Annotated in this window: 18 protein-coding genes; 12 read left to right on the top strand and 6 right to left on the bottom strand. The window is 70.5% G+C overall.

The window, feature by feature from the left end:
- Positions 1–38 precede the first annotated feature (38 nt).
- From rpoS to lpxL, 3 genes are all read left to right on the top strand, one after another.
- On the top strand, positions 39–1,052 hold the full coding sequence (rpoS, locus tag FIU83_RS13625) for an RNA polymerase sigma factor RpoS (protein WP_152484548.1): 1,014 nt from the start codon (positions 39–41) through the stop codon (positions 1,050–1,052).
- 169 nt (positions 1,053–1,221) lie between these two features.
- Positions 1,222–2,325 carry an alanine racemase gene (gene alr, locus FIU83_RS13620; RefSeq protein WP_152484547.1) on the top strand — a complete coding sequence of 368 codons (1,104 nt, stop codon included), beginning with the start codon at positions 1,222–1,224 and terminating at the stop codon, positions 2,323–2,325.
- Positions 2,326–2,346: 21 nt separating this feature from the next.
- Positions 2,347–3,264, top strand: a complete 918-nt coding sequence (lpxL, locus tag FIU83_RS13615) for an LpxL/LpxP family Kdo(2)-lipid IV(A) lauroyl/palmitoleoyl acyltransferase (protein WP_152484546.1) — start codon at positions 2,347–2,349, stop codon at positions 3,262–3,264.
- A 10-nt stretch (positions 3,265–3,274) separates the two neighbouring features.
- On the opposite strand, the gene FIU83_RS13610 is transcribed toward lpxL, so the two are convergent.
- The 5 genes from FIU83_RS13610 to FIU83_RS13590 all read right to left on the bottom strand — a co-directional run bounded on the left by FIU83_RS13610 (position 3,275) and on the right by FIU83_RS13590 (position 8,763).
- Positions 3,275–4,603, bottom strand: a complete 1,329-nt coding sequence (locus tag FIU83_RS13610) for a DUF2254 domain-containing protein (RefSeq protein ID WP_152484545.1) — start codon at positions 4,601–4,603, stop codon at positions 3,275–3,277.
- Between the two features lie 130 nt (positions 4,604–4,733).
- Positions 4,734–6,395 (bottom strand): energy-dependent translational throttle protein EttA, encoded by a 1,662-nt coding sequence (gene ettA, locus FIU83_RS13605; RefSeq protein ID WP_152484544.1) that lies wholly within the window; start codon positions 6,393–6,395, stop codon positions 4,734–4,736.
- Between the two features lie 89 nt (positions 6,396–6,484).
- Positions 6,485–6,709, bottom strand: coding sequence for a PA3496 family putative envelope integrity protein (locus FIU83_RS13600; protein WP_172976087.1), 225 nt, complete (start codon positions 6,707–6,709; stop codon positions 6,485–6,487).
- A gap of 195 nt (positions 6,710–6,904) precedes the next feature.
- The gene (locus tag FIU83_RS13595) at positions 6,905–7,339 is read right to left on the bottom strand and encodes a PAS domain S-box protein (RefSeq protein WP_108445778.1); all 435 of its coding nucleotides are present in this window, start codon (positions 7,337–7,339) and stop codon (positions 6,905–6,907) included.
- Between the two features lie 110 nt (positions 7,340–7,449).
- A complete protein-coding gene (locus tag FIU83_RS13590) occupies positions 7,450–8,763 on the bottom strand; it encodes an MFS transporter (RefSeq protein WP_152484542.1) in 1,314 nt (437 codons plus the stop codon).
- A gap of 240 nt (positions 8,764–9,003) precedes the next feature.
- Between FIU83_RS13590 and FIU83_RS13585 the strand changes: the two genes are divergently transcribed.
- Together FIU83_RS13585 and FIU83_RS13580 are read left to right on the top strand one after the other, a co-directional pair.
- On the top strand, positions 9,004–9,273 hold the full coding sequence (locus tag FIU83_RS13585; protein ID WP_152484541.1) for a SelT/SelW/SelH family protein: 270 nt from the start codon (positions 9,004–9,006) through the stop codon (positions 9,271–9,273).
- The gene (locus FIU83_RS13580; RefSeq protein WP_253939476.1) at positions 9,270–10,175 is read left to right on the top strand and encodes a DMT family transporter; all 906 of its coding nucleotides are present in this window, start codon (positions 9,270–9,272) and stop codon (positions 10,173–10,175) included. The genes FIU83_RS13585 and FIU83_RS13580 overlap by 4 nt, the downstream gene beginning before the upstream one ends.
- On the opposite strand, the gene FIU83_RS13575 is transcribed toward FIU83_RS13580, so the two are convergent.
- The gene (locus tag FIU83_RS13575) at positions 10,166–10,774 is read right to left on the bottom strand and encodes an arylesterase (protein ID WP_152485372.1); all 609 of its coding nucleotides are present in this window, start codon (positions 10,772–10,774) and stop codon (positions 10,166–10,168) included. The two genes, FIU83_RS13580 and FIU83_RS13575, sit on opposite strands and share 10 nt — an antisense overlap.
- 79 nt (positions 10,775–10,853) lie before the next feature.
- Here FIU83_RS13575 and FIU83_RS13570 point away from each other — a divergent pair, with 79 nt between their 5' ends.
- The 7 genes from FIU83_RS13570 (at position 10,854) to FIU83_RS13540 (ending at position 21,859) form a co-directional block, all read left to right on the top strand.
- Positions 10,854–11,570 (top strand): ABC transporter ATP-binding protein, encoded by a 717-nt coding sequence (locus tag FIU83_RS13570; protein ID WP_152484540.1) that lies wholly within the window; start codon positions 10,854–10,856, stop codon positions 11,568–11,570.
- Positions 11,567–14,179 (top strand): ABC transporter permease, encoded by a 2,613-nt coding sequence (locus FIU83_RS13565; protein WP_152484539.1) that lies wholly within the window; start codon positions 11,567–11,569, stop codon positions 14,177–14,179. The genes FIU83_RS13570 and FIU83_RS13565 overlap by 4 nt, the downstream gene beginning before the upstream one ends.
- Before the next feature lie 7 nt (positions 14,180–14,186).
- Positions 14,187–15,614, top strand: a complete 1,428-nt coding sequence (locus FIU83_RS13560; protein WP_152484538.1) for a polyphosphate:AMP phosphotransferase — start codon at positions 14,187–14,189, stop codon at positions 15,612–15,614.
- A 56-nt stretch (positions 15,615–15,670) separates the two neighbouring features.
- Positions 15,671–17,062, top strand: a complete 1,392-nt coding sequence (locus tag FIU83_RS13555) for a hypothetical protein (RefSeq protein WP_152484537.1) — start codon at positions 15,671–15,673, stop codon at positions 17,060–17,062.
- A gap of 135 nt (positions 17,063–17,197) precedes the next feature.
- The gene (gene glyA, locus FIU83_RS13550) at positions 17,198–18,463 is read left to right on the top strand and encodes a serine hydroxymethyltransferase (protein ID WP_152484536.1); all 1,266 of its coding nucleotides are present in this window, start codon (positions 17,198–17,200) and stop codon (positions 18,461–18,463) included.
- Positions 18,464–18,696: 233 nt separating this feature from the next.
- Entirely contained in the window at positions 18,697–20,499 is a 1,803-nt protein-coding gene (locus tag FIU83_RS13545) for a type I secretion system permease/ATPase (RefSeq protein ID WP_152484535.1), read from the top strand.
- A complete protein-coding gene (locus FIU83_RS13540; protein ID WP_253939475.1) occupies positions 20,477–21,859 on the top strand; it encodes an HlyD family type I secretion periplasmic adaptor subunit in 1,383 nt (460 codons plus the stop codon). The genes FIU83_RS13545 and FIU83_RS13540 overlap by 23 nt, the downstream gene beginning before the upstream one ends.
- Positions 21,860–21,864: the final 5 nt, after the last annotated feature.

The raw sequence follows: 21,864 nt of genomic DNA, 5'->3' as shown, positions 1-21,864 counted from the left end.
ACCTACGGCGCCCGGTCGCAACCATGGGGTAGAAATCGATGAGCATGCTTGAACGGGACCTTCAGGATGTGAATCTGGCGTCCGCCGAAGAGGCGGACGACGACACCGTCGAGGCGGAGGACGAACGCGAGGAGATCGACGAGGAGGAAGAGGAGACCCTGAGCGGTGATGAGGACGCCTTCGAGAAGGCCCTGAGCCGCGAGGATCGCCATCACCGGCACAGCCTCGATGCCACCCAGATCTATCTCAACGAGATCGGCTTCTCGCCGCTGCTGACGCCCGAGGAGGAGGTTCACTTCGGGCGGCTGGCCCGCAAGGGCGATCCGCTGGGCCGCTCGCGGATGATCGAGTCCAACCTGCGCCTGGTGGTGAAGATCGCCCGGCGCTATCTCAACCGCGGCCTCACCCTGCTCGACCTCATCGAGGAGGGCAACCTGGGCCTGATCCGCGCCGTCGAGAAGTTCGACCCCGAGCGCGGCTTCCGATTCTCGACCTACGCCACCTGGTGGATCCGCCAGACCATCGAGCGGGCCCTGATGAACCAGACCCGCACGATTCGCCTGCCGATCCATGTGGTCAAGGAGCTCAACATCTACCTGCGGGCGGCCCGCGAGCTGACCCAGAAGCTCGACCATGAGGCCACCGCCGAGGAGGTCGCCGACTATCTCGACAAGCCGGTGGAGACCGTCAAGAAGATGATGGGCCTCAACGAGCGGGTCTCCTCCGTCGACTACCCGATGGGCACCGAGAGCGACAAGCCGCTGATCGAGACCCTGGCCGACGACAACGACATGGGCCCCGAGTCGACCCTGGTCGACGGCGACGTTCGCCAGCATGTCGACGAGTGGCTGGCGGAGCTCACCGAGAAGCAGATGGAGGTGGTGGTGCGCCGCTTCGGCCTGCGGGGCCACGAGGCCGCGACCCTCGAGCAGGTCGGCGAGGAGATCGGCCTGACCCGCGAGCGGGTCCGCCAGATCCAGGTGGAGGCCCTGAAGAAGCTGCGCCGCATGCTCGACAAGCAGGGTCTATCGCTGGACGCCATCTTCGAGTGATCCCCCGGCGGCCCGCGTTCGATTCGGGCCAGTCGATTTCACTGCCCTTACGCCATTCGGCCAGAGGAATGTCTGGCTGCATGGCGCCATGCAGCGCCTTTTGCCATGAACTCCCGGCCTGATTGAGGGATAATTATCGTCTATCCCACGACGCGACAGGATACCGATCATGGCCCGGCCGCTGATTGCCGATATCGACCTCGACGCCCTGCGTCACAACTACCGCCTGGCCCGTGACCAGGCCCCCCGCAGTCGCTCCGTGGCCGTGATCAAGGCCGACGCCTACGGTCACGGCGCGCTGCGTTGCGCCCGCGCCCTCGAGGACCTGGCGCCGGCCTTCGCCGTGGCCTGCCTCGAGGAGGCCGAGACGCTCCGCGAGGGGGGCATCACCGCCCCCATCGTGCTGCTCGAGGGCATCTTCGAGGCCGCCGAGCTCGAGCGTGTCGAGGCGCTGGGGCTGTGGATGGCGGTGCACAGCGAGTGGCAGCTAGACGCGCTGCTCGCCTACCGACCGGCCCGCCCCATCCCGGTCTGGCTCAAGGTGGACTCGGGCATGCACCGGCTGGGCTTCCCGCCGGAGCGGGCCGAGGCGGCCTGGGCGCGGCTCGCCGCGGCACCCGCCCACGCCTGCGACCTGCACCTGATGAGCCACTTCGCCACCGCCGACGCCCGGGAGCCGGCCTACTTCGAGCGGCAGCTCGGGCTGCTGGCGGCGCTGGCGGCGCGGCTCGACGCGCCCACCTGCCTGGCCAACTCGCCCGCCACCCTGTCCCGGCCCGCCGCCCACGGCGCCTGGAACCGCCCCGGGGTGATGCTCTACGGCAGCGACCCGCTGGAGGTCGCCAACGCGGTGAGCCGGCGACTCGCTCCGGTGATGACCCTGCGCTCGGCGATCATCGCCGTGCGCGAGATCGCCGCGGGCGAGCCGGTGGGCTACGGCGGGCGCTGGCGGGCGTCGCGCCCCTCGCGGATCGGCGTGGTGGCGGCGGGCTACGGCGACGGCTACGACCGGCACGCGGTCGACGGCACCCCGGTGCTGGTCGACGGCCGGCGCACGGCGATCGCCGGCAAGGTCTCCATGGACATGCTCACCGTGGACCTCACCGATCTCCCCGAGGCCGACATCGGCAGCGAGGTGGTGCTCTGGGGCCGGGCGGCCAGCGGCGAGGTGCTCTCGGTGGACGAGGTGGCCCGCCACTGCGACACCATCAGCTACACCCTGCTCACGGGGGTGCTGCCGAGGGTGCCCAGGCGCTATCATGGCGCGCACTGATCGCCGCCCCAGGGAAGCCGCATGTCCACGGACGACACCCCCCAGACCTCCTTCGCCCACCCGCGCTACTGGCCGACCTGGCTCGCCATCGGCGCCATGCACGCGGTGGCCTGGCTGCCCTGGCGGGTGAAGCTCGCGGTGGGCAAGGCCATCGGCCTCGCCGCCTGGCGCTTCGCCCGACGCCGCCGACACATCACCGAGACCAATATCCGGCTCTGCTTCCCGGAGCGCGATGCCGACCAGCAGGCCGCCCTGGTGCGGGAGAGCTTCATCGCCAACGGCATTGGCCTGGTCGAGACGGCCACCGGCTGGTGCCGGAACCACGAGCACCTGCGCCACCGGGTGACCTTCCGCGGGCAGGAGCACATGGCAAGGCTCCAGGCCCAGGGCCGCGGCGCGTTGATCCTCGGCATCCACTTCTCCACCCTCGACCTGGGCGGCGCCCTGCACGCGCTCTACTTCCGCGTCGATGCCGTCCAGCGCCCCCACGACAACCCGTTGTTCGACCGCTTCATGGCGCGGGCCCGGGCGCGCTATTTCGATACCATCATCGAGCGCCATGACCTGCGCGGCGTGGTGCGCCGCATCAAGGAGGGCCATGCGGTCTGGTACTCGCCGGACCAGGACTTCGGCCGCGAGGCCAGCGTCTTCGCCCCCTTCTTCGGCGTTCAGGCGGCCACGGTGCGCATGACGGCACGCATCGCGCGCATGACCGGGGCGCCGGTGCTACCCCTGATCTACCACCGCAATCCGGACGATCGCACCTACACCCTGGAGTACCTGCCGCCCCTCGAGGACTTCCCCTGCGGCGACGAGGTGGCCGATGCCACCCGCATCAACGCGGTGATCGAGGCGGCGATCCGCCGCCACCCGGAGCAGTACCTGTGGCTGCACCGGCGCTTCAAGACCCGCCCGCGCGGCGAGGCCAAGCCCTACTGAGGCCGCGGGCTCAGCCGCCGGGCAGGGCGGCCGGCAGCCGGAGCCGGTGCAGGCCGTCGTCCAGGCGCGCCGAGACGAAGTCGCGGTCCAGCGGATGGCGGACCGCCTCGGCGAGGGTCTCCAGCACCCGGTCGGCATGGTCCTGCAGCAGCGCGAGCTCCCGGGGCTCGGCGAACAGCGACAGCGTCTTCAGCGCCTTGAGCACCCCCAGGCCGATGCTCAGGTCGTCCCGGCCGTGGTGCAGGATGGGCTGGAAGAGCCGATAGAGCAGGCTCTCGAAGTCCTCCACCTGCCAGGTCACCCGACAGCGGCCGTCGTCATCGAAGCGCGCGTTGCAGGGCTGCCACTCGAGGCGCCGGCGCAGCAGGTCGGTCAGGCGATGCAGGCAGAGCCGGGCGGTGCCGGGGTCGTTGACGCCCGGTGAGAGCGCCTTCAGGGCGATCTCCATCAGCTGGGTCATGCCGAACACGTGGTGCTCGGTGATCGCCTCCCCCTCCATGTAGACCAGGGCGGCGCGGGCCTCCTCGCACCAGGCCGTCTCGGGCGGGCTCGCGGATTGAAGCGTCAGGATCGGCAGCCCCTCCACCACGTAGTCGCCGAAGCGGAAGTGCAGGTGCACCACGCCGTCGACCCGGCGCGCCAGCGCCGCCAGGGCGGCGAGGTCGGCGTTCTGCAGGTAGCCGGCGCGGCGAGCGGTCACCGGATGGGACGGATGCCTCGAGGGCGGGGTATCGCCGAGCAGGCGCCACTCCCGGCCCTGCTGGCGGCGCTGCAGGGCGTGCATCGAGGAGAGCGTGGTGCGGTGCAGGTCGGTGGCCACGGCGTCGATCTGGATCGACATCGAGGCGTTGTGGATGAAGTAGACGAACAGCGCCAGGCAGTGGATGACCATGGCGCAGGCCAGGTAGATCGCCAGCGAGCGCCAGGTCGCCTGGCCCTCGGCGACCTCCGGCACCATCAGCAGCATCAGGATGAAGAGGATGGTGCCGAGGTAGTGGCCGAGCACCCACTGGTGCGCCCGCTCCGAGATCAGCCCGAAGACCAGCTTGTGGGAGAACTGCCCGCCGGCCTGGGAGAGCACCGACATCACCATGGAGAAGCTGAAGACCATCAGCGAGATCATGCCGCCGAGCAGGGCGGCGAGCAGCGCCCGGGTGTTCCCCGGGGCCTCGAGGCCGAGCAGCGTGAGCAGGGTCGGCAGCCGCTCGTCGGAGATCGGCAGCAGCAGGGCGGCGAGGCTCGCCAGGCCGTAGGCGAGTGCCAGCAGGGTGGGCAGGTAGGCAATGCTCTGCCGGAAGGCCTTGAGCAGGCGCAGGGGCCAGATCATCGAGCGCTTCATGGGCGGCTCCTCGCGGGACGAGTCCCCTTATGGCCTGCCCGGGCGCCGGGAGCAAGCCCTGCATCGTCCCCAACGCAAACCGCCCCCTGCCGGCGGGCGAGGGGGCGGTGAGATCGCGGTCGCGCGTCGATCAGGCGTCGATGCGCTTGTACTTCATGCGGTGCGGCGTGTCGTTGCCGACGCGCTTCTTGTGATCCGCCTCGTACTCGGTGTAGTTGCCGGCGAAGAACTCCACGTGGGAGTCGCCCTCGAAGGCGAGGATGTGGGTCGCGATGCGGTCGAGGAACCAGCGGTCGTGGGAGATCACCAGGGCGCAGCCGGGGAAGGCCAGCAGCGCCTCCTCCAGCGCGCGCAGGGTCTCGATGTCCAGGTCGTTGGACGGCTCGTCGAGCAGCAGCACGTTGGCGCCCTGCTTGAGGGTCTGGGCCAGCTGCAGGCGCCCGCGCTCGCCGCCGGAGAGCTCGTTCAGGCGCTTCTGCTGGTCGTTGCCCTTGAAGTTGAAGCGACCGACGTAGGCCCGCGAGGAGACCTCATAGCCGTTGATGTTGAGGATATCCTGGCCGTCGGAGACCGCCTCCCACACCGTCTGCTTGTCGTCGAGGGCGTCGCGCAGCTGCTCGACGTAGGCGATGTCCACGGTCTCGCCGCGCACCACCTCGCCGCGGTCGGGCTGCTCCTGGCCGGTGATCAGCTTGAACAGCGTCGACTTGCCGGCGCCGTTGCCGCCGACGATGCCGACGATGGCGCCGGGCGGCACCGCGAAGTCCAGGTTCTCGTAGAGCAGCTTGCCGTCGAAGGCCTTGGCCACGTCGTGGAACTCGATGACCTTGTCGCCCAGGCGCGGACCGGGCGGAATGTAGATCTCGTTGGTCTCGTTGCGCTTCTGGAAGTCGCCGGACTGCATCTCCTCGAAGCGGTTGAGGCGCGCCTTGCTCTTGGCCTGGCGGCCCTTGGCGTTGGAGCGCACCCACTCCAGCTCCTGCTTGATGGCCTTGTTCTTCGAGGCCTCCTGCTTGGCCTCCTGCTCGAGGCGCTTCTCCTTGGCCTCCAGCCAGCCGGAGTAGTTGCCCTCGAAGGGGATGCCCTGGCCGCGGTCGAGCTCGAGGATCCAGCCCGCCACGTTGTCGAGGAAGTAGCGGTCGTGGGTGATCGCCACCACGGTGCCGCTGTAGTCGTGCAGGAAGCGCTCCAGCCAGGCTACCGACTCGGCGTCCAGGTGGTTGGTGGGCTCGTCGAGCAGCAGCATGTCCGGGTTGGAGAGCAGCAGGCGGCAGAGCGCGACGCGGCGGCGCTCGCCCCCGGAGAGGTGGCCCACGCGGGCGTCCCAGGCGGGCAGGCGCAGGGCCTCGGCCGCGACCTCGAGCTTGCGGTCGAGGTTGTGGGCGTCGGAGGCCTCGATGATGTTCTCCAGGCGCGCCTGCTCGGCGGCCAGGGCGTCGAAGTCGGCGTCCGGCTCGGCGTAGGCGGCATAGACGGCGTCGAGCTGCTCCTGGGCGGCCTTGACCTCGCCCAGTGCCTCCTCCACGGTCTCGCGGACGTTCTTGTCGTCGTCGAGCTCGGGCTCCTGGGGCAGGTAGCCGACGTTGATGCCCGGCATGGGGCGCGCCTCACCCTCGAACTCGGTGTCGACGCCGGCCATGATGCGCAGCAGCGTCGACTTGCCGGCGCCGTTGAGGCCCAGCACGCCGATCTTGGCGCCCGGGAAGAACGACAGCGAGATATCCTTGAGGATCTGCTTCTTGGGGGGCACGACCTTGCCCACCCGGTTCATGGTGTAGACGTATTGCGCCATGTAGAGCCACTTGGTTGGGGGATTTCGGTGGCACGATGATAGAGCCCGGGGGCGGCAAAGGCCAGCCTCCCCGCGGGCGCTGGCGCGGGCTACTCTTCCTCTTCTTCTTCTTCCTCGAAGCCGCCGTCGAGGGACCAGTCGTCGACGATGGCGCGCTGCAGCCGGCGCTCCTCGATCAGCGCCTCCACGCGTCGGCGGGCCCGCAGGGCATCGGCACGACTCGTCGGGCGCGTCTGGGCGGGTTCGTCATTGTCGGCGCTCAGGTAGTCCTGATCGTCGTCGAAGGGGGTATCGAGAAGGGGTTCATGGCTCATGCGATCTCCTCCCATGGCCCGGGCCGACGGCCGCTGCCGTCGGCACAGCGATCGATCGCTTCGCGTCTCCGGCAGGGAGCTGGAAGCGCCAGCGGCAAAGCCTCTTGCCTGCTGGCTATATATCGTCACGGCGGGTGGAGAACAAGCCCCTGGCGGGAGTTTTTTCGCGGGCCGCGGGCGGACGCCCGGCGGGGATCAGGAGAGGCCGTGTTCGGCCTTGAGCCGCTCGAGCTCCTGCTGCGCCTCGACGCGCTCGGTGACGTCCTTCTGCACGCCGATGTAGTAGTTGAGGTTGTCGTCCTCGTCGTGCACCGGGGTGATGGAGAGCTCGTTGTAGAAGAGGGTGCCGTCCTTCCTGTAGTTGCGCAGTACCTCGCGGCAGGGGCGCCCCTCCTTGAGGGCGAGGCGGATGGCATCGAGCCCGGGCTGGTCGCGGTCCTCGTTCTGCAGGAAGCGGCAGTCCTGGTAGAGGATCTCGTCGGCGCTGTAGCCGGTGAGGCGCTCGAACCCCTGGTTGACGTAGATCAGGATGTTCTCGTCGCCCTCCTGCTCGGCGACCACGATGCCGTCCTCCGAGGCATCGACGATGCGTTCCAGCAGTTCCGGGCTGATCAACGGGGATCGTTTCATGCAGGGGCTTCCTGTCGCGATGCCCGCGTCGCCACTCCAGGCGCCACGGGGGGGAATATTTGCCATATCATGGCCAGCCGGCGGGCGGATTTCAACGCGCGCCGCGCCGGTCACTCCACGTCGGGCAGGCGCTGGGCACTCGCGGCGGCGGCCAGGCCCATCAGGGCCAGCACGGCCAGCAGCCCGGCACTGCCGAGCCACTGGGCCAGCAGGCCGACGAGGCCGCCCAGCGCCAGCATCAGCACGCCGGTCAGCGTATTGGAGAGTGCCACATAGAGGGCCCGGTTGTCGGCCCCGGCCATGTCGACGACGTAGGTCTTGCGCCCCAGCCGCACGCCGGCGTGGACGATCACCAGCAGCGCATAGACCAGCGCGTAGGGCCAGACGGTCTCGCTCCAGGCCGCCGGCCACCAGGCGAAGGCCGCGCCGAGCAGGCAGCCGGCGGCGGTGCCGAGGCCGCCATCGCGCATCACCCGGCGGCTGGAGGCGTCGGCCCGCTTGCCCCATACCGGGCTCGCCAGCATGCCGGCGACCCCCGAGACGACGATCAGGATGCCCAGCCCGCCGAGCTCGGTGCCGCTCTGCTCCTGGCCGAGCAGCGCCACATAGGGCAGCGCCAGGGCGCTGGCCAGCAGCAGGGCACGGGCGAGGTTGAAATGCAGGAAGTCGCGGTCGTCGCGCAGCAGGTGCAGGCCCTGCCGGATGCTCTCCCAGGCGTTCTGGCCGCCCTCGACGGCGCCGGGCACCTCCTCGATGCGGGCCGCGCAGAGCGCATTGACGGCCCAGCCCAGGGCGGCGACGCCGAGCAGGGCGGCCAGGGCCAGCTCACCCGGACGGTCACCGAGCAGCACCAGTACGCCGCCGGCGGCCAGGGTGACGCCTCCCGCCACGCTGCCGCTCCAGCCCATCAGGGTTCCGCGGCGCTGCTTGGCGATGGTCTTGCCGAGCACGTCCTTGGTGGCGATCGACGACAGGCCCCGGGCCAGCGACAGCGCCACCAGCACGGCGAGCACCAGCGCCCCGCCCAGCCCGCCGCTGCCGAACAGGGCCAGCAGGGACAGCAGGGCCGCGGCGAGTGCCTGAAGGGCGCCGCCGAGCACCCAGACCCATTTGCGCTCGGGCTTCTGGCGAATGAAACCGGCGATGAACACCTGGGGCAGCAGGGCGCCGGCCTCGCGGATCGGCACCAGCAGGCCGACCATCCACAGCGGCGCGCCGATCAGCCCGAGGAGCCAGGGCAGCACCAGCCGGGCGCTGGAGAGTTCGTCGGCCAGCTTGTTGCCGAGCGAGGCGCTGAGGTGCAGGAAGAAATTGCGCGGCTGCTCCTGGCAGGCCTCATCGGGAATGTCCCGACACATCCGGCTGTCGTCGTCGCCGGTGAGCCACTCATAGAGCCGGGTCTGGCTGATCTCGGGGCCGGCCATGCTTGCTCCTTTCGCCGTCGGTAATATACGACATTGTTGCGGCATCGCCGGCGCTTGTCACCCTGAGGGCAGGCATCGAAGGTCCTGGCGGTCGGATCGGCCGGACCCTGGCCCCGGGGCCAAACGTGCCGGGTCGCGAACGGCAGGCGGCCTGGCGTGGCAGGGCAGGTGGCGCAGACAGTGCCGCACGCTTGCCTTAGGATGAGGTGTCCATACTCAGCGTTGCGACAGGGAAGGATCGTGTCACGTATCAGAATTCACTACTGCACCCAGTGCCAGTGGCTGCTGCGCAGCGCCTGGTACGCCCAGGAGCTGCTCTCCACCTTCGGTGAGGCCCTCGACGGGGTCGAGCTGGTCCCCTCCCACGGCGGTTACTTCGAGATCTTCCTCGACGAGGCCTCGCTCTGGGAGCGCAAGCGCGACGGCGGCTTTCCCGACGTCAAGTCGCTCAAGCAGGCGGTGCGCGACCGCCTCGACCCCGACCGCGACCTCGGGCACATCGACCGATGAGCCCGTCGACCGCCCACTCGGATCGCCAGGCGATGCTCTTCGGCCTGGGCGCGGTGGCGCTCTGGTCCACCGTGGCCACCGCCTTCAAGGTCGCGCTCGCCTACATGACACCGCTGGAGCTGATGTGGCTCGCCTCGCTGGTCTCCTGGGCGCTGATGGGCGCGCTGGTGGCGCGCCAGGGCCTGCTCGGCCAGGCGCTCAGGCGCGGCTGGCGCACCGCGGCCTGGGCGGGGCTGATGAATCCGGTGGCCTACTACCTGGTGCTCTTCGCCGCCTACGACCGCCTGCCGGGCCAGGAGGCGATGGCGCTCAACTACACCTGGGCGCTGGCCATGGCCTTCCTGGCCGTGCCGCTGCTCGGCCAGCGCCTGACCCGCATGGACGTGATCGCCGGGCTGATCGCCTACGCCGGGGTGTGGGTCATCGCCACCCGCGGCGCGGTGTTCGACGTCGCCTTCGCGGATCCACTCGGGGTCGGCCTGGCGCTCGCCTCGACGCTGCTCTGGGCGCTCTACTGGCTGCTCAACGCGAGGGATCACCGGGCACCGCTGGTGGCCCAGTGGCAGAACTTCAGCGTCGGCGTGCCGGTGCTGACGCTCCTGCTGCTGGCCGGCCCCGGCCTCCAGTGGCACGGCTGGGCGGGTCTCGGGGCGGGGGCCTACGTGGGGCTCTTCGAGATGGGCATCGCCTTCGTGCTCTGGCAGCTCGCCGTGCACCGGGTGTCGCGCACGGCGAAGGTCTCGAACCTGATCTTCCTCTCGCCGCCGGTCTCGCTGCTGCTGCTCTACCTGGTGGTGGGCGAGCCGATCCTGCCCTCCACCCTGGTGGGGCTGGTGCTGATCCTGGGCGGCCTGGGGCTGCAGCAGTGGCAGAAGAGCCCGGTGCCGGCGCCTCAGTCCTGAGCGAGCGCGGCCAGCGCCACGCCGTTCTCCTCGAGCAGCGGCGCGAGCGCCGGCCAGACGTTGGCGAGGATCACCGGCTGGGCCTCGGCGGTGGGGTGGATGCCATCGTCCTGCATCAGCGCCTCGTCGAGGGCCACGCCCTCCAGCAGGAAGGGCACCAGCGCCAGGTCGTGGCGATCGGCGAGCCGGGTGAAGACGCCGGTGAAGGCGTCGCGGTAGGCCTGGCCGTAGTTGGGCGGGATGTCGATGCCGAGCAGCAGCACCTCGGCGCCCGCCGCCTGGCTCTGCTCGATCATCGCCGCCAGGTTGGCGCGCATCTGCCCCGGCGGCAGGCCGCGCAGGCCATCGTTGCCGCCGAGCTCGAGGACAACGATCTCGGGGCGATGCTGTCCGAGAAGGTCGGGAAGCCGGGCGGCGGCGCCGCTGGTGGTCTCGCCGCTGATGCTGGCGTTGACGATGCGCGCCTTTCCGTCCAGGCGCGCCTGCAGCAGACTGACCCAGCCGGCCTCCTGCTCGATGCCATAGGCCGCGCTCAGGCTGTCGCCCATGACCAGCACCACCGGGCGCGACGCCGCCAGCGCCGTGGAACCGGCCAGCATCAGCACCAGCGCCAGCCATAGCGCGGCGTGTGCCAGCGCCGCTCGCCGGCCCAATGCCATCACAGGGAAGCCCTTCGCCATGTCCATCTCCTCTCGCCCGGGTCGTGATCCGATTCTACACGTCGATGCCCTCGCCAAGCAGGTCGATAGCGGCGAGCGGCGACTCACCATTCTGAGTGGTCTCGCCCTCTCGGTGTTCCCCGGGGAGAGCGTGGCGATCCTCGGCCAGAGCGGCGCTGGCAAGTCGACCCTGCTGGGGCTGCTGGCGGGGCTCGATACCCCCAGCGGCGGAGAGGTCTCGCTGTTCGGCCAGTCGCTCGGCACGCTCGACGAGGACGGACGGGCGGCGCTGCGCGCCGGCCGAGTGGGCTTCGTGTTCCAGAACTTCCAGCTGCTGCCGACGCTGACGGCGCTGGAGAACGTGTTGCTGCCGCTGGAGCTCTCGCCGAGCCCCGGCGCCGAGGCGCGGGCCCGGGAGTGGCTCGAGCGCGTCGGCCTCGGCGAGCGCCTGGAGCACCTGCCCAAGCAGCTCTCCGGCGGCGAGCAGCAGCGGGTGGCCCTGGCCCGGGCCTTCGTCACCGGGGCCGAGCTGGTGTTCGCCGACGAGCCCACCGGCAACCTGGACCCGGTCACCGGCGAGCGCATCATCGAGGCGCTCTTCGCCCTCAACCGCGAGGCCGGCACCACCCTGGTGCTGGTGACCCACGACCGCGCCCTGGCGCGGCGCTGCGATCGCTGCCTGCGCCTTGCGGGCGGCCGGCTGATCGAGATGGCCCCCGAGGAGGTGATGGCATGAGCCGCACCGCCTGGCCGACCCTGCTGCGCCTCTCGGCGCGCGGCCTGCTGCGCGACCTGCGCGCCTCCGACGTGCGCGCCCTGGCGCTGGCCCTGGCGCTGGCCGTGGCGGCCTCCACCATGATCGGCTTCTTCCTCGATCGCCTCGACCGCGGCCTGACCCGTCAGGCCGGCCAGCTCTCCGGCGGCGACGTGGTGCTGGAGCAGGGGCGCCCCTTCGGCACCGAGGTCCGTGAGGCCCTGGAAGCGGCGGGCCTCGTGCTCTCCGACCAGGTCGACATGGTCTCCATGGTCAGCCGCGGCGACGCCTTCCAGCCGGCGAGCCTCAAGGTCGTCGATAGCGTCTACCCCCACTACGGCACGGCCCGGGTGGATCGCGGCGACGGCGTCGAGGCGCTGCCCCACGGCCCGGCGCCAGGGGAGGCCTGGGTGGCGCCGCGCCTGGCGCTGCTGATGTCGCTCGAGGTGGGCGATCGGCTCCGCCTGGGCCAGACCGAGCTCGCGGTCGGCGGGATCATCGAGCGCGAGCCCGACCAGTCGGCCGGCTTCGGCAGCTTCAATCCGCGGCTGATGATGCACGTGGACGATCTGGACGCCACGGGCCTCGTCCAGGAGGGCTCCCGGGTCGAGTTCGAGCTGCTGGCCGCCGGCAGCGCCGAGGCGGTGGCGCGGGTCGAGCCGCTGCTCGAGCGGCTGCGCCGCGAGGGCGTGGAGGTGCGCGACGTGCGCCGTGACCGCCCGTCGCTCGGCAACGCCCTGGCGCGGGCCGAGAAGTACCTGGGCCTCGCCGGGCTCGCCGCCGTGCTGCTGGCCGGGGTGGCCGTGGCCATGTCGACCCGCCGCTACGTCGACCGCCATCTCGACACCGCGGCGCTGCTGCGCTGCTTCGGGGCCACCCAGCGCGAGCTGATCCGCCTCTTCGTGCTGCAGCTGGCCTGGCTGGCGCTCGCCGCCTCGGCGCTCGGCGCGCTGCTGGGCCTGGCCGGCCAGGCGCTGCTGGTGCGGCTGCTCGCGGCCTTCCTGCCGTTCAGCCTGCCCGCCCCGGGGATGCTGCCGCTGTGGCTCGGGGTCTTCACCGCCCTGGCGGTGCTGGTCGGCTTCGCCGGGCCGACCCTGCTGCGCCTGAAACGCGTCAGCGCCCTCAAGGTGCTGCGCCGGGAGCTCGACCCGCTGCCGCCCGCCGCCTGGCTGGTGGTGGGCGTGGCGGCGCTGGTCTTCGGCGGCCTCCTGTGGCTCTACTCCGGCGATCCGGGGCTCGCGGCCGGCCTGCTGTTCGGCGGCCTGGTGATGCTGGCGGTGCTCTGGGGGCTCGGCGGGATGCTGCTGGCCCTGGTGCTGCGAGTCACCGCGAGGCTGCCCCGGGAGCGCGGCAGCGCAGAGGGGCTGGTCACGGCCCTGCGCCTGGGCGGCCAGCAGCTGGCGCGGCGCCGCCGGGCGAGCCTCGGCCAGCTGCTGGCCTTCTCGGTGACCTTCTTCGCCGTGGCCATGATCGCCCTGGTGCGCGGCGACCTGCTCGCCACCTGGGAGGCCCAGCTGCCGGAAGAGACACCGAACCATTTCGCCATCAATATCCAGCCCCAGGAGCGGGACGCCTTCGAGGCGGCGCTCGCCGGCGCCGCGGACGCGCGCAGCGCCCTCTATCCCATGGTTCGCGGGCGCATCAGCGCCATCGGCGGCGAGCCTCCGCAGGAGGCGGTGCCGGCCGAGTCCCGGGGCGACAACGCCCTGCGCCGCGAGCTCAACCTCACCTGGCGCGAGACCCTGCCCGAGGGCAACCGGGTGGTGGCCGGGGAGTGGTTTGCCGCCGATGAAGACGCCGCCGCGGGCTGGCTCGACGAGGTGGCCGCCGAGCCGCGCCCGGCGGCCGGAGGCGCGAGCGCCGGCGACACGGCCGTGCCGATCTCGGTGGAGGACGGCCTGGCCGCGCGGCTCGGCCTCGCCCTCGGGGATCGGCTGACCTTCACCATCGGCAGCGACGAGGTGATCGGCGAGGTGACGAGCCTGAGAAGCCTCGACTGGGAGAGCTTTCGGCCCAATTTCTTCGTGATCTTCCCGCCCGGGGTGCTGGAGCGCTTCGGCCACAGCTTCATCACCGCCTTCCACCTCGGCGACGACGACCGCGACCTGCTGCGCGAGCTGGTGCGGGACTTCCCCGGGGTCACCCTGCTCGACGTGGAGGCGATCCTCGCCCAGGTGCGCGAGGTACTGACCCAGGTCACCCGGGCGGTGGAGCTGGTGCTCGCCTTCGTGCTGCTGGCCGGCATCAGCGTGCTCTACGCCTCGCTCACCGCGAGCCTGCCGGTGCGCGCCCACGAGAGCGGGCTGCTGCGGGTGTTCGGCGCCGGCAACCGGCTGCTCTCGCGGATGCAGGCCGCCGAGTTCGCGGTGCTGGGCCTCGCCAGCGGCCTGATGGGTGCCCTGCTGGCGGAGCTCGCCGCCGCCGGGATCTACCTCGCCTGGTTCGACCTGGCGCCGCGCTTCCACTGGGAGCTCTGGCTCGCCCTGCCGCTGGTGGGGGCCCTGCTGATCGGCGCCATCGGCCACCTGCTCTCCCGGGGGCTGCGTCGCCAGGCCCCGGCGGCGAGCCTCGGCCTGCTCGGCGAGGCCTGAGGTGACGATGACGACCCACGCCCTGCGCACCCGCCTGCTGGAGGCCCAGCTCGACCTCGTTCGTCGCCGCGAGCGCGCCGTGGTCGTGCTGCTGACCGGCCACGCTGTGACCCACAAGGGGCGGCTGGTCAACGAGCTTGATCACTGGCTGGAGAACCGCCACACCGAGGTGCACGCCCTCGAACCCCGCGGCGAGGAGCGCGAGCGCCCCTACTGGTGGCGCTACTGGCGCCGCCTGCCCGACCGGGGGCGCATCGCCATCTTCATCCACGGCTGGTACGGCGATGCGCTCTTCGCCAGGGCCGAGCGGCGCCTCTCGCCGGGGGCCTTCCGGGACCGCCTGGCGGAGATCCGCGCCTTCGAGGCCGAGCTCGCCGCCGAGGGTGTGGGCCTGCTCAAGCTCTGGATGGACATCGAGCGCCCCGTCCAGCGCCGCCGGCTCGAGGCGCTGAAGGCCGACCCGGCCCGCGCCTGGCAGCTCGCCCCCGGCGACTGGCAGCGCCATCAGCAGCACGGCCTGATCGACGCCCTGGGACGCGAGCTGCGCGAGGCCACGTCCGCCGAGCACGCCCCCTGGCGGCGGCTCGCCTTTCGCGACCCGGCGCCGCAGCTCGAGCGGCTGGCGGGCCTGCTCCACGAGACCCTGGTCGCCCCGCCGGCGCCGCCCCTTGCCGCGTCCCCGGTGCCGGACGAGGCGGTACCGGCGCCCCCTGCGCTTGGCCACGCCGAGCCCCGGGTCTCGGCGCCGATGAAGAAGGCGAGCTATGCCGCCGCCCTGGCCGAGGCCCAGGGCCGACTGGCCCGCAGCGCCCGGGAGCTCTCCCGCCGGCGCATCCCGGTGGTGCTCGCCTTCGAGGGCCTCGACGCGGCGGGGAAGGGCGGCGGCATCCACCGCGTCACCGCGGCGCTGGACGCCCGCCAGTACCGGGTCCACCGCATCGCCGCCCCCAGCGACGAGGAGCGCGCGAAGCCCTGGGCCTGGCGCTTCTGGCGCCGCCTGCCGGCCGACGGGCGCATCGCGCTCTTCGATCGCAGCTGGTATGGCCGGGTGCTGGTGGAGCGGGTCGAGGGGCTGGCCTGTGATGCGGCCTGGCGGCGCGCCTATGCGGAGATCCGCGAGTTCGAGCGCCAGCTGCTGGCCCACGGCGCGGTGCTCGGCAAGCTGTTCCTCTCCATCAGCCAGGAGGAGCAGCTGCGCCGCTTCGAGGCCCGGGCCGCCACGCCCCACAAGCGCCACAAGCTCACCGACGAGGACTGGCGCAACCGCGCGCGCTGGGAGGACTACCGGGTGGCCATCGACGAGATGTTCGCTCGCACCCAGTCGCCCGGCGTCGAATGGACGCTGATCGCCTGCGACGACAAGCGCGCCTCGCGCCTCGCCGTGCTGGAGGCGATCAACCAGCGGCTGGAGGCGCGGCTCGCCGCGCCGGGGTGAGCCCGGCCCGTGCCTGTTCCCCCTTATTTCATTTCCCAGGTTCGAGAGGTGTTGTCATGCGTTCGATGTCCCGTCAGGCCCTGCTGGCCGCGCTGTTGCTGTCGATTTCCCTGCCGGCGCTGGCCGTCGAGAACGCCGAGAGACTGGAGGCCGACCTGCGTGCCCTGTTCGCGGAGGAGGGCACGCTCACCATCGGCGAGATCGAGGAGGCGCTGATTCGCGATCGCGTCACCGCCCACGACCTGCACTTCGCCGGCCCCGATGGCCAGCAGCTGTGGCTCGATCGCTACGTGGTCAGCGGCGACTACGACCGCCCCGACGAGGTCCGCGTGGAGGGGATCCGCCTGGAGGCGCCCGGCCGCGAACAGTCCCGACTCGCCGCCGAGACCCTGCGCCTCGATGGCCCCTCCCGGGCGGTCCTGCCCCTGCACGAGGAGACCTGGCCGGCGGACGTGACCGTCGACGGGCTCACCGTCGAGGCGCTCTCCGTCGAGTTCGACGCGCCGGCATCAGGCTCGGGCGCCGCCAAGGCCCGCGGGCGGATCGCCGTCGAGCGCCTGGAGGCCGCGGGGGTGAGTCGCGACGCCCTCGAGGCCCTGGAGGTGAGCGGGGTGAAGGGCAAGGCCGCGGGCGATGAGGAGTTGGGCAGCGGCACCTTCGCCCTGGCCTTCGCCAGGGTCGAGGGGCTGCGCGGCCTCCAGGGCCCGAAGGAGGCGCGCGAGCTCGACCGCCTCGAGGTGCGCGACCTCGCCCTCGACTTCGACCGACTGGTGGCGTCGCTTGCCTCCCTCGCGGTGGATGGCGACATGCGCGACGGGGAGGGAGGCGTCCGGCTCGAGGCGCTGGAGCTCGACCTGGCGCGGATGATCGCCCTGGCGCCGGAGGCGGAGCGCACCCGGCTGCGCATGCTCAGCAACGTGCTGGCCGACGGCAGCGGACGGCTCCACCTCGACCTCGACTCCACCGGCCGCTGGGAGTCGGGCGAGGACGTCACCCGGCTGCTCGGCGAGCTGACCCTCACCGCCGACGAGGCCTTCGGCTGGGCGGTGGACGCCGACCTGCCGGTGCGCCTGCCCAAGGGCACCGCGCCCGCCGACGTCCTTGCCCGCCGGGCGCCTCTGGAGGAGGCGACCCTGCTGGGCGGGCGCATCGATGCCATCCTCAGCGACCGGGGGCTCTTCGGGCGGCTGCCGACGATCATGGCGGCCCAGCAGGGCATCAGCGAGGCTGAGTTCCTCGCGCAGGCGCGCACCCAGGCCGAGGGCTTCGGCATGATGCTCGGCCCCGAGATCGAGGCGCTCTTCACCGGCCTGGTGGCGATGATGGCCGGCGAGGCGAGCGAGCTCGACATCGCCCTGCGCCTGCCCGCCGAGAGCGAGCTCGAGGCGCTCTCCGCCGATCCTCTGGCGCTGCCGGAGCGCCTCGAGATGCGCGTGGAGCGGCGCTGAGCCGATATCCGTCCCCGGACGCCGGCGCGTGAACGATCCGGGGGTGGCCCATGATCGCCTTTCATGTGAAAGCCGCCGGGGGCTGGGGTATCATGGGCGCCCCAGATTTCCCCCGTGATGCGAGGTTCCCCGCCGATGTTCAGCCGTGACATGCAGATTGCCGGTTTCGATGACGCCCTCTTCGACGCGATGCAGAAGGAAGTCGCGCGTCAGGAGGCGCACATCGAGCTGATCGCCTCCGAGAACTACGCGAGCCCGCGGGTGATGGAGGCCCAGGGCAGCCAGCTGACCAACAAGTATGCGGAAGGCTACCCCGGCAAGCGCTACTACGGCGGCTGCGAGTACGTGGACATCGTCGAGCAGCTGGCCATCGACTACGCCAAGGAGCTGTTCGGGGCGAGCTACGCCAACGTCCAGCCGCACTCCGGCTCCCAGGCCAACGGCGCCGTCTTCCAGGCGCTGGTCAAGCCGGGCGACACCATCCTCGGCATGAGCCTCGACGCCGGCGGCCACCTGACCCACGGCGCCAAGCCGAACTTCTCCGGCAAGCACTACGAGGCGATCCAGTACGGCCTCGACGAGAACGGCCTGATCGATTACGACGAGGTCGCTCGCCTGGCCCGCGAGCACCAGCCGAAGATGATCATCGCCGGCTTCTCCGCCTACTCCCAGCTCATCGACTGGGCGCGCTTCCGCGAGATCGCCGACGAGGTGGGCGCCTACCTGCTGGTGGATATGGCCCACGTGGCCGGCCTGGTCGCCGCCGGCGTCTACCCGACCCCGCTGCCCCACGCCCATGTGGTCACCACCACCACCCACAAGACCCTGCGCGGCCCGCGCGGCGGCCTGATCCTCTCCGCCGAGGGTGACGAGGCGATCGAGAAGAAGCTGCAGTCCGCGGTCTTCCCGGGCGGCCAGGGCGGCCCGCTGGAGCACGTCATCGCCGCCAAGGCGATCTGCTTCAAGGAGGCCATGGCGCCCGAGTTCATGACCTACCAGCAGCAGGTGGTCAAGAACGCCCAGGCCATGGCCGGGGTGTTCATCGAGCGTGGCTTCGACATCGTCTCCGGCGGCACCGAGGACCACCTCTTCCTGCTCTCGCTGATCAAGCAGGGCCTGACCGGCAAGGATGCGGACGCCGCCCTGGGCCGCGCCCACATCACCGTCAACAAGAACGCCGTGCCCGGCGATCCGCAGAGCCCCTTCGTCACCTCCGGCCTGCGCATCGGCACCCCGGCGGTGACCACCCGCGGCTTCGGCGAGGCGGAGTGCAAGGAGCTCGCCGGCTGGATCTGCGACATCCTCGACGTCATGGCGGCCGGTGATGACAGCGCCGCCATCGAGGCCGAGGTGAAGGCCAAGGTCGAGGCGGTCTGCGCCCGCCTGCCGGTCTACCGTTGAGTCTTTAGGCGTTGAGTCCCGAGGCGCCTGGTCTCGAGGTGCCTTCTTAGCCCTTCCGTAGTACGTTTCTGAGTCCCGCCCCGCGCCATGACTGATGGCGCGGGGCGGTTCTTTTTGTGCATCTTTTCAGTCTCTTTATGTAACGTTTTGTTGCTAACGTGAATCTCAGGGCCCTGTAATTTTTCGTTATCGAGACAACCTCATCAGTCCTGGGCTCACTGGGAAGGATGCCGATGGCCAGCAAGCGGGAAATCACGGATCTTCAGCACGTGCTACGTGCCTGCCGAGGTGGCTTTGCGTCGGTGGGGTTCTTCAGTCTGTTCGTGAACCTGCTAATGCTGGTACCCGCCCTCTACATGTTGCAGGTCTACGACCGGGTCCTCCCGACTCGGAGCGTCGAGACCCTGCTGATGCTCACCCTGGTGGTGGTCTTCCTGTTCGTCGTCATGGGACTACTCGAGCTGGTGCGCTCGCGGATGCTGGTGCGTATCGGCAATCGCCTCGACCTGCAGCTCAATGAGCGCATCTATCGGTCGATGTTTCGCCGTAGCCTGCTCAGCGAGGGGAGTCCCTCGTCCCAGCCGATCGATGATCTCACCACCCTGCGCCAGTTCCTGGCCGGTAACGGTCTGCTGGCCTTCTTCGACGCTCCCTGGGTGCCGGTCTATCTGGGGGTGCTGTTCCTCTTTCATCCCTGGCTGGGGTTCTTCGCGACCGCCGCCGCCCTGGTTCTGCTGGCCTTGGCGCTGGTGGGCGAGAAGGTCACCAAGCCCCTGCTGGCCGAGGCCAATGCGGAACATATCAAGGCCCGGGAACTGGCAACGTCCAACCTGCGCAATGCCGAGGTGTCGCATGCCATGGGCATGCTGCCCGGCATCATGGGCCGCTGGTCGCGCCGGCGTCATCACTTCCTGGCGGAGCAGTCCCGGGCCAACGATCGCGGCGAGGCCGTCAGCAGCGTGTCGCGGACGCTGCGCCTGTTGGCTCAGTCGCTGATCCTGGGGCTAGGGGCTTGGCTGGTGCTGCGTGCCGAGATGACGCCGGGCATGTTGATCGCCGGGGCCATCATCATGGGCCGCGCGCTGGCCCCCATCGACCGTCTGATCGGTACCTGGAAGGGCTTCGTGTCCGCCCGTGGGGCCTATGGCCGTCTCGATGAACTGTTGACACAGATCCCCGTGGAGGAAAACGGCATGTCGCTGCCGTCGCCGCAGGGAGAAATCCGGGTCGAGGACGTGACCGCTGCTCCACCCGGAGGGCAGGTGCCGACCCTGCGCGGCATCCAGCTGGCGGTGCCGGCAGGCCAGCATGTCGGGATCATCGGGCCCAGCGCCGCGGGGAAATCGACCCTGGCTCGGGTGCTGCTGGGTATCTGGCCGCCGCGGTCCGGCACTGCCCGCCTCGACGGGGCCGATATCACCCGCTGGAATCGCGAGCAGCTCGGCCCCTACCTCGGCTACCTGCCCCAGGACATCGAGCTCTTCGAAGGCACCATCGCCGAGAACATCGCCCGCTTCGGCGAGGTGGATTCCGACAAGGTGGTGGCGGCGGCGCGCAAGGCGGGGGTACACGAGATGGTGCTGGGGATGCCGGGGGGGTACGACACGCCCATCGGGGCCGGTGGAGGCGGGCTCTCCGGCGGCCAGCGCCAGCGCATCGCCCTGGCGCGGGCGCTCTACGGCGATCCTGTGCTGGTCGTGCTCGACGAGCCCAACGCGAGCCTCGACGACCGCGGTGAACATGCCCTGCGAGCGGCCATGGTGGCCCTCAAGCGCGAGGGAGTGACCCTCTTCGTGATCAGCCACCGGGTCAGCGTGCTGAGGGGCATGGACACCCTGCTGTTGATGCGTGACGGCCAGATCCAGATGGGCGGCCCGCGTGACGAGGTATTGGCGCATCTGGCCAACCAGTCACCCCCCCGGAAGGCCGCCGGCCAGGCCGTCAGGGGCCGGATGGTCGCGGTGGCCGGGGGAAATCCCGGCATGGGCGGTGAACCAACGGGAGGGCAACCCGATGCAGCAGACGAACAGCAGTGACGTGGGGGCCCGTGCCCTCTCCCCACAGGACAGGCCTTCAGCATCTGGGGTGCTCGAGGGGGAGTACCACGTGGTGCCCGACAACCATCGCCCCTATCGGCGCCTCGGCATGCTGGTCCTGCTGCTGACACTGGGTGGCTTCGGTGGCTGGGCCATCACCGCCAATCTGGCGGTGGCCGTGGTGGCGTCCGGCCATGTGACCGTGGAGAGCTTCCGACGCTCGGTGCAGCACCTCGAGGGCGGGATCGTTCGTGACATCCTGGTCGCCGATGGTGATCGGGTGGAGGCGGGGCAACCATTGGTGATGCTCGACGATACCCGTGCACGCACTCGACTGCAGATGGCGCGTACCCAGTATCTTGACGGACGAGCTACCGCTTTGCGGCTGCTGGCCGAGCAGCGGGGCGAGGAAGTCCTCCGCTATCCCGACGAGCTGACTAACAGTGACCTGCCGAGGGTACAGGAGGTGCTCGCCGTTCAGCGGGCGCTGTTCACGGCGCGACGACAATCCCAGCGGGGCACTCTGGAGGCGCTGGACGAGCAGGCCGTTCAATTGCAGCGCCAGGTCGAAGGCCTGGAGGAGATGGTCCAGATCGGCGAGCGTCACGCCGCCTCGCTGCGCACCGAGGCGGCCGATCTGCGCCGGCTGTTCGACAAGCGGATGGTTGGCAACCAGCGACTGCGTGAGGTGGAACGCGACTTGCTGGAGCTCTCCAGCGAGATCGCCAGCCACCGCGCCGAGATCGGCCGGCTGGGGTCCCGGATCAGCGAGAGCCGCGTGCAGCGCGAGATCACGGTGCAGGAGTATCAAGGGGAGATCGGCGAGCAGTTGCGCGAGGCCCAGACCCGGGCCACCGAGGCCGAGGAGCAGATCATCGACCTCATGGACCAGGTGGGGCGCACCACGGTCACGGCGCCGGTGGAGGGAGTCATCGTGGAGCGCCGGGTGCACTCGGTGGGGGATGTGGTGCGCGCCGGCGATCCGCTGATGGATATCGTCCCCGTCAACGACAGCTTCCTGATCGAGGCCCGGGTGCCGGACCGCGACGTCAACCAGCTCTATGTCGGTCAGCCCGCCGAGATCCGCTTCTCCGCCTTCAACCAGCGCACGACCCGGGTCATCGAAGCACGGGTGGTCTTTGTCGGCGCCGACAGCCAACTGGACGAGGCTACCGGCTTCCGTTTCTACCTGGTGCGACTGGAAGTCACCGACCAGGGGCGTCAGAACATGACCGAGCAGATGCAGCTTCTTTCCGGCATGCCGGCAGAGGCCATGATCCGCACCGGTGAACGCACCTTCGCCAGCTACATCACCAAGCCAATCGCCGACATGTTGGCCAGGGCTATCAGAGAAGAGTAATGAGG

The sequence above is a fragment of the Halomonas sp. THAF5a genome, assembly GCF_009363755.1.
Classification (GTDB): domain Bacteria; phylum Pseudomonadota; class Gammaproteobacteria; order Pseudomonadales; family Halomonadaceae; genus Halomonas.
The sequence above is the reverse complement of the archived record's forward strand: the minus strand, read 5'-3'. Positions and strand labels throughout refer to the sequence as shown.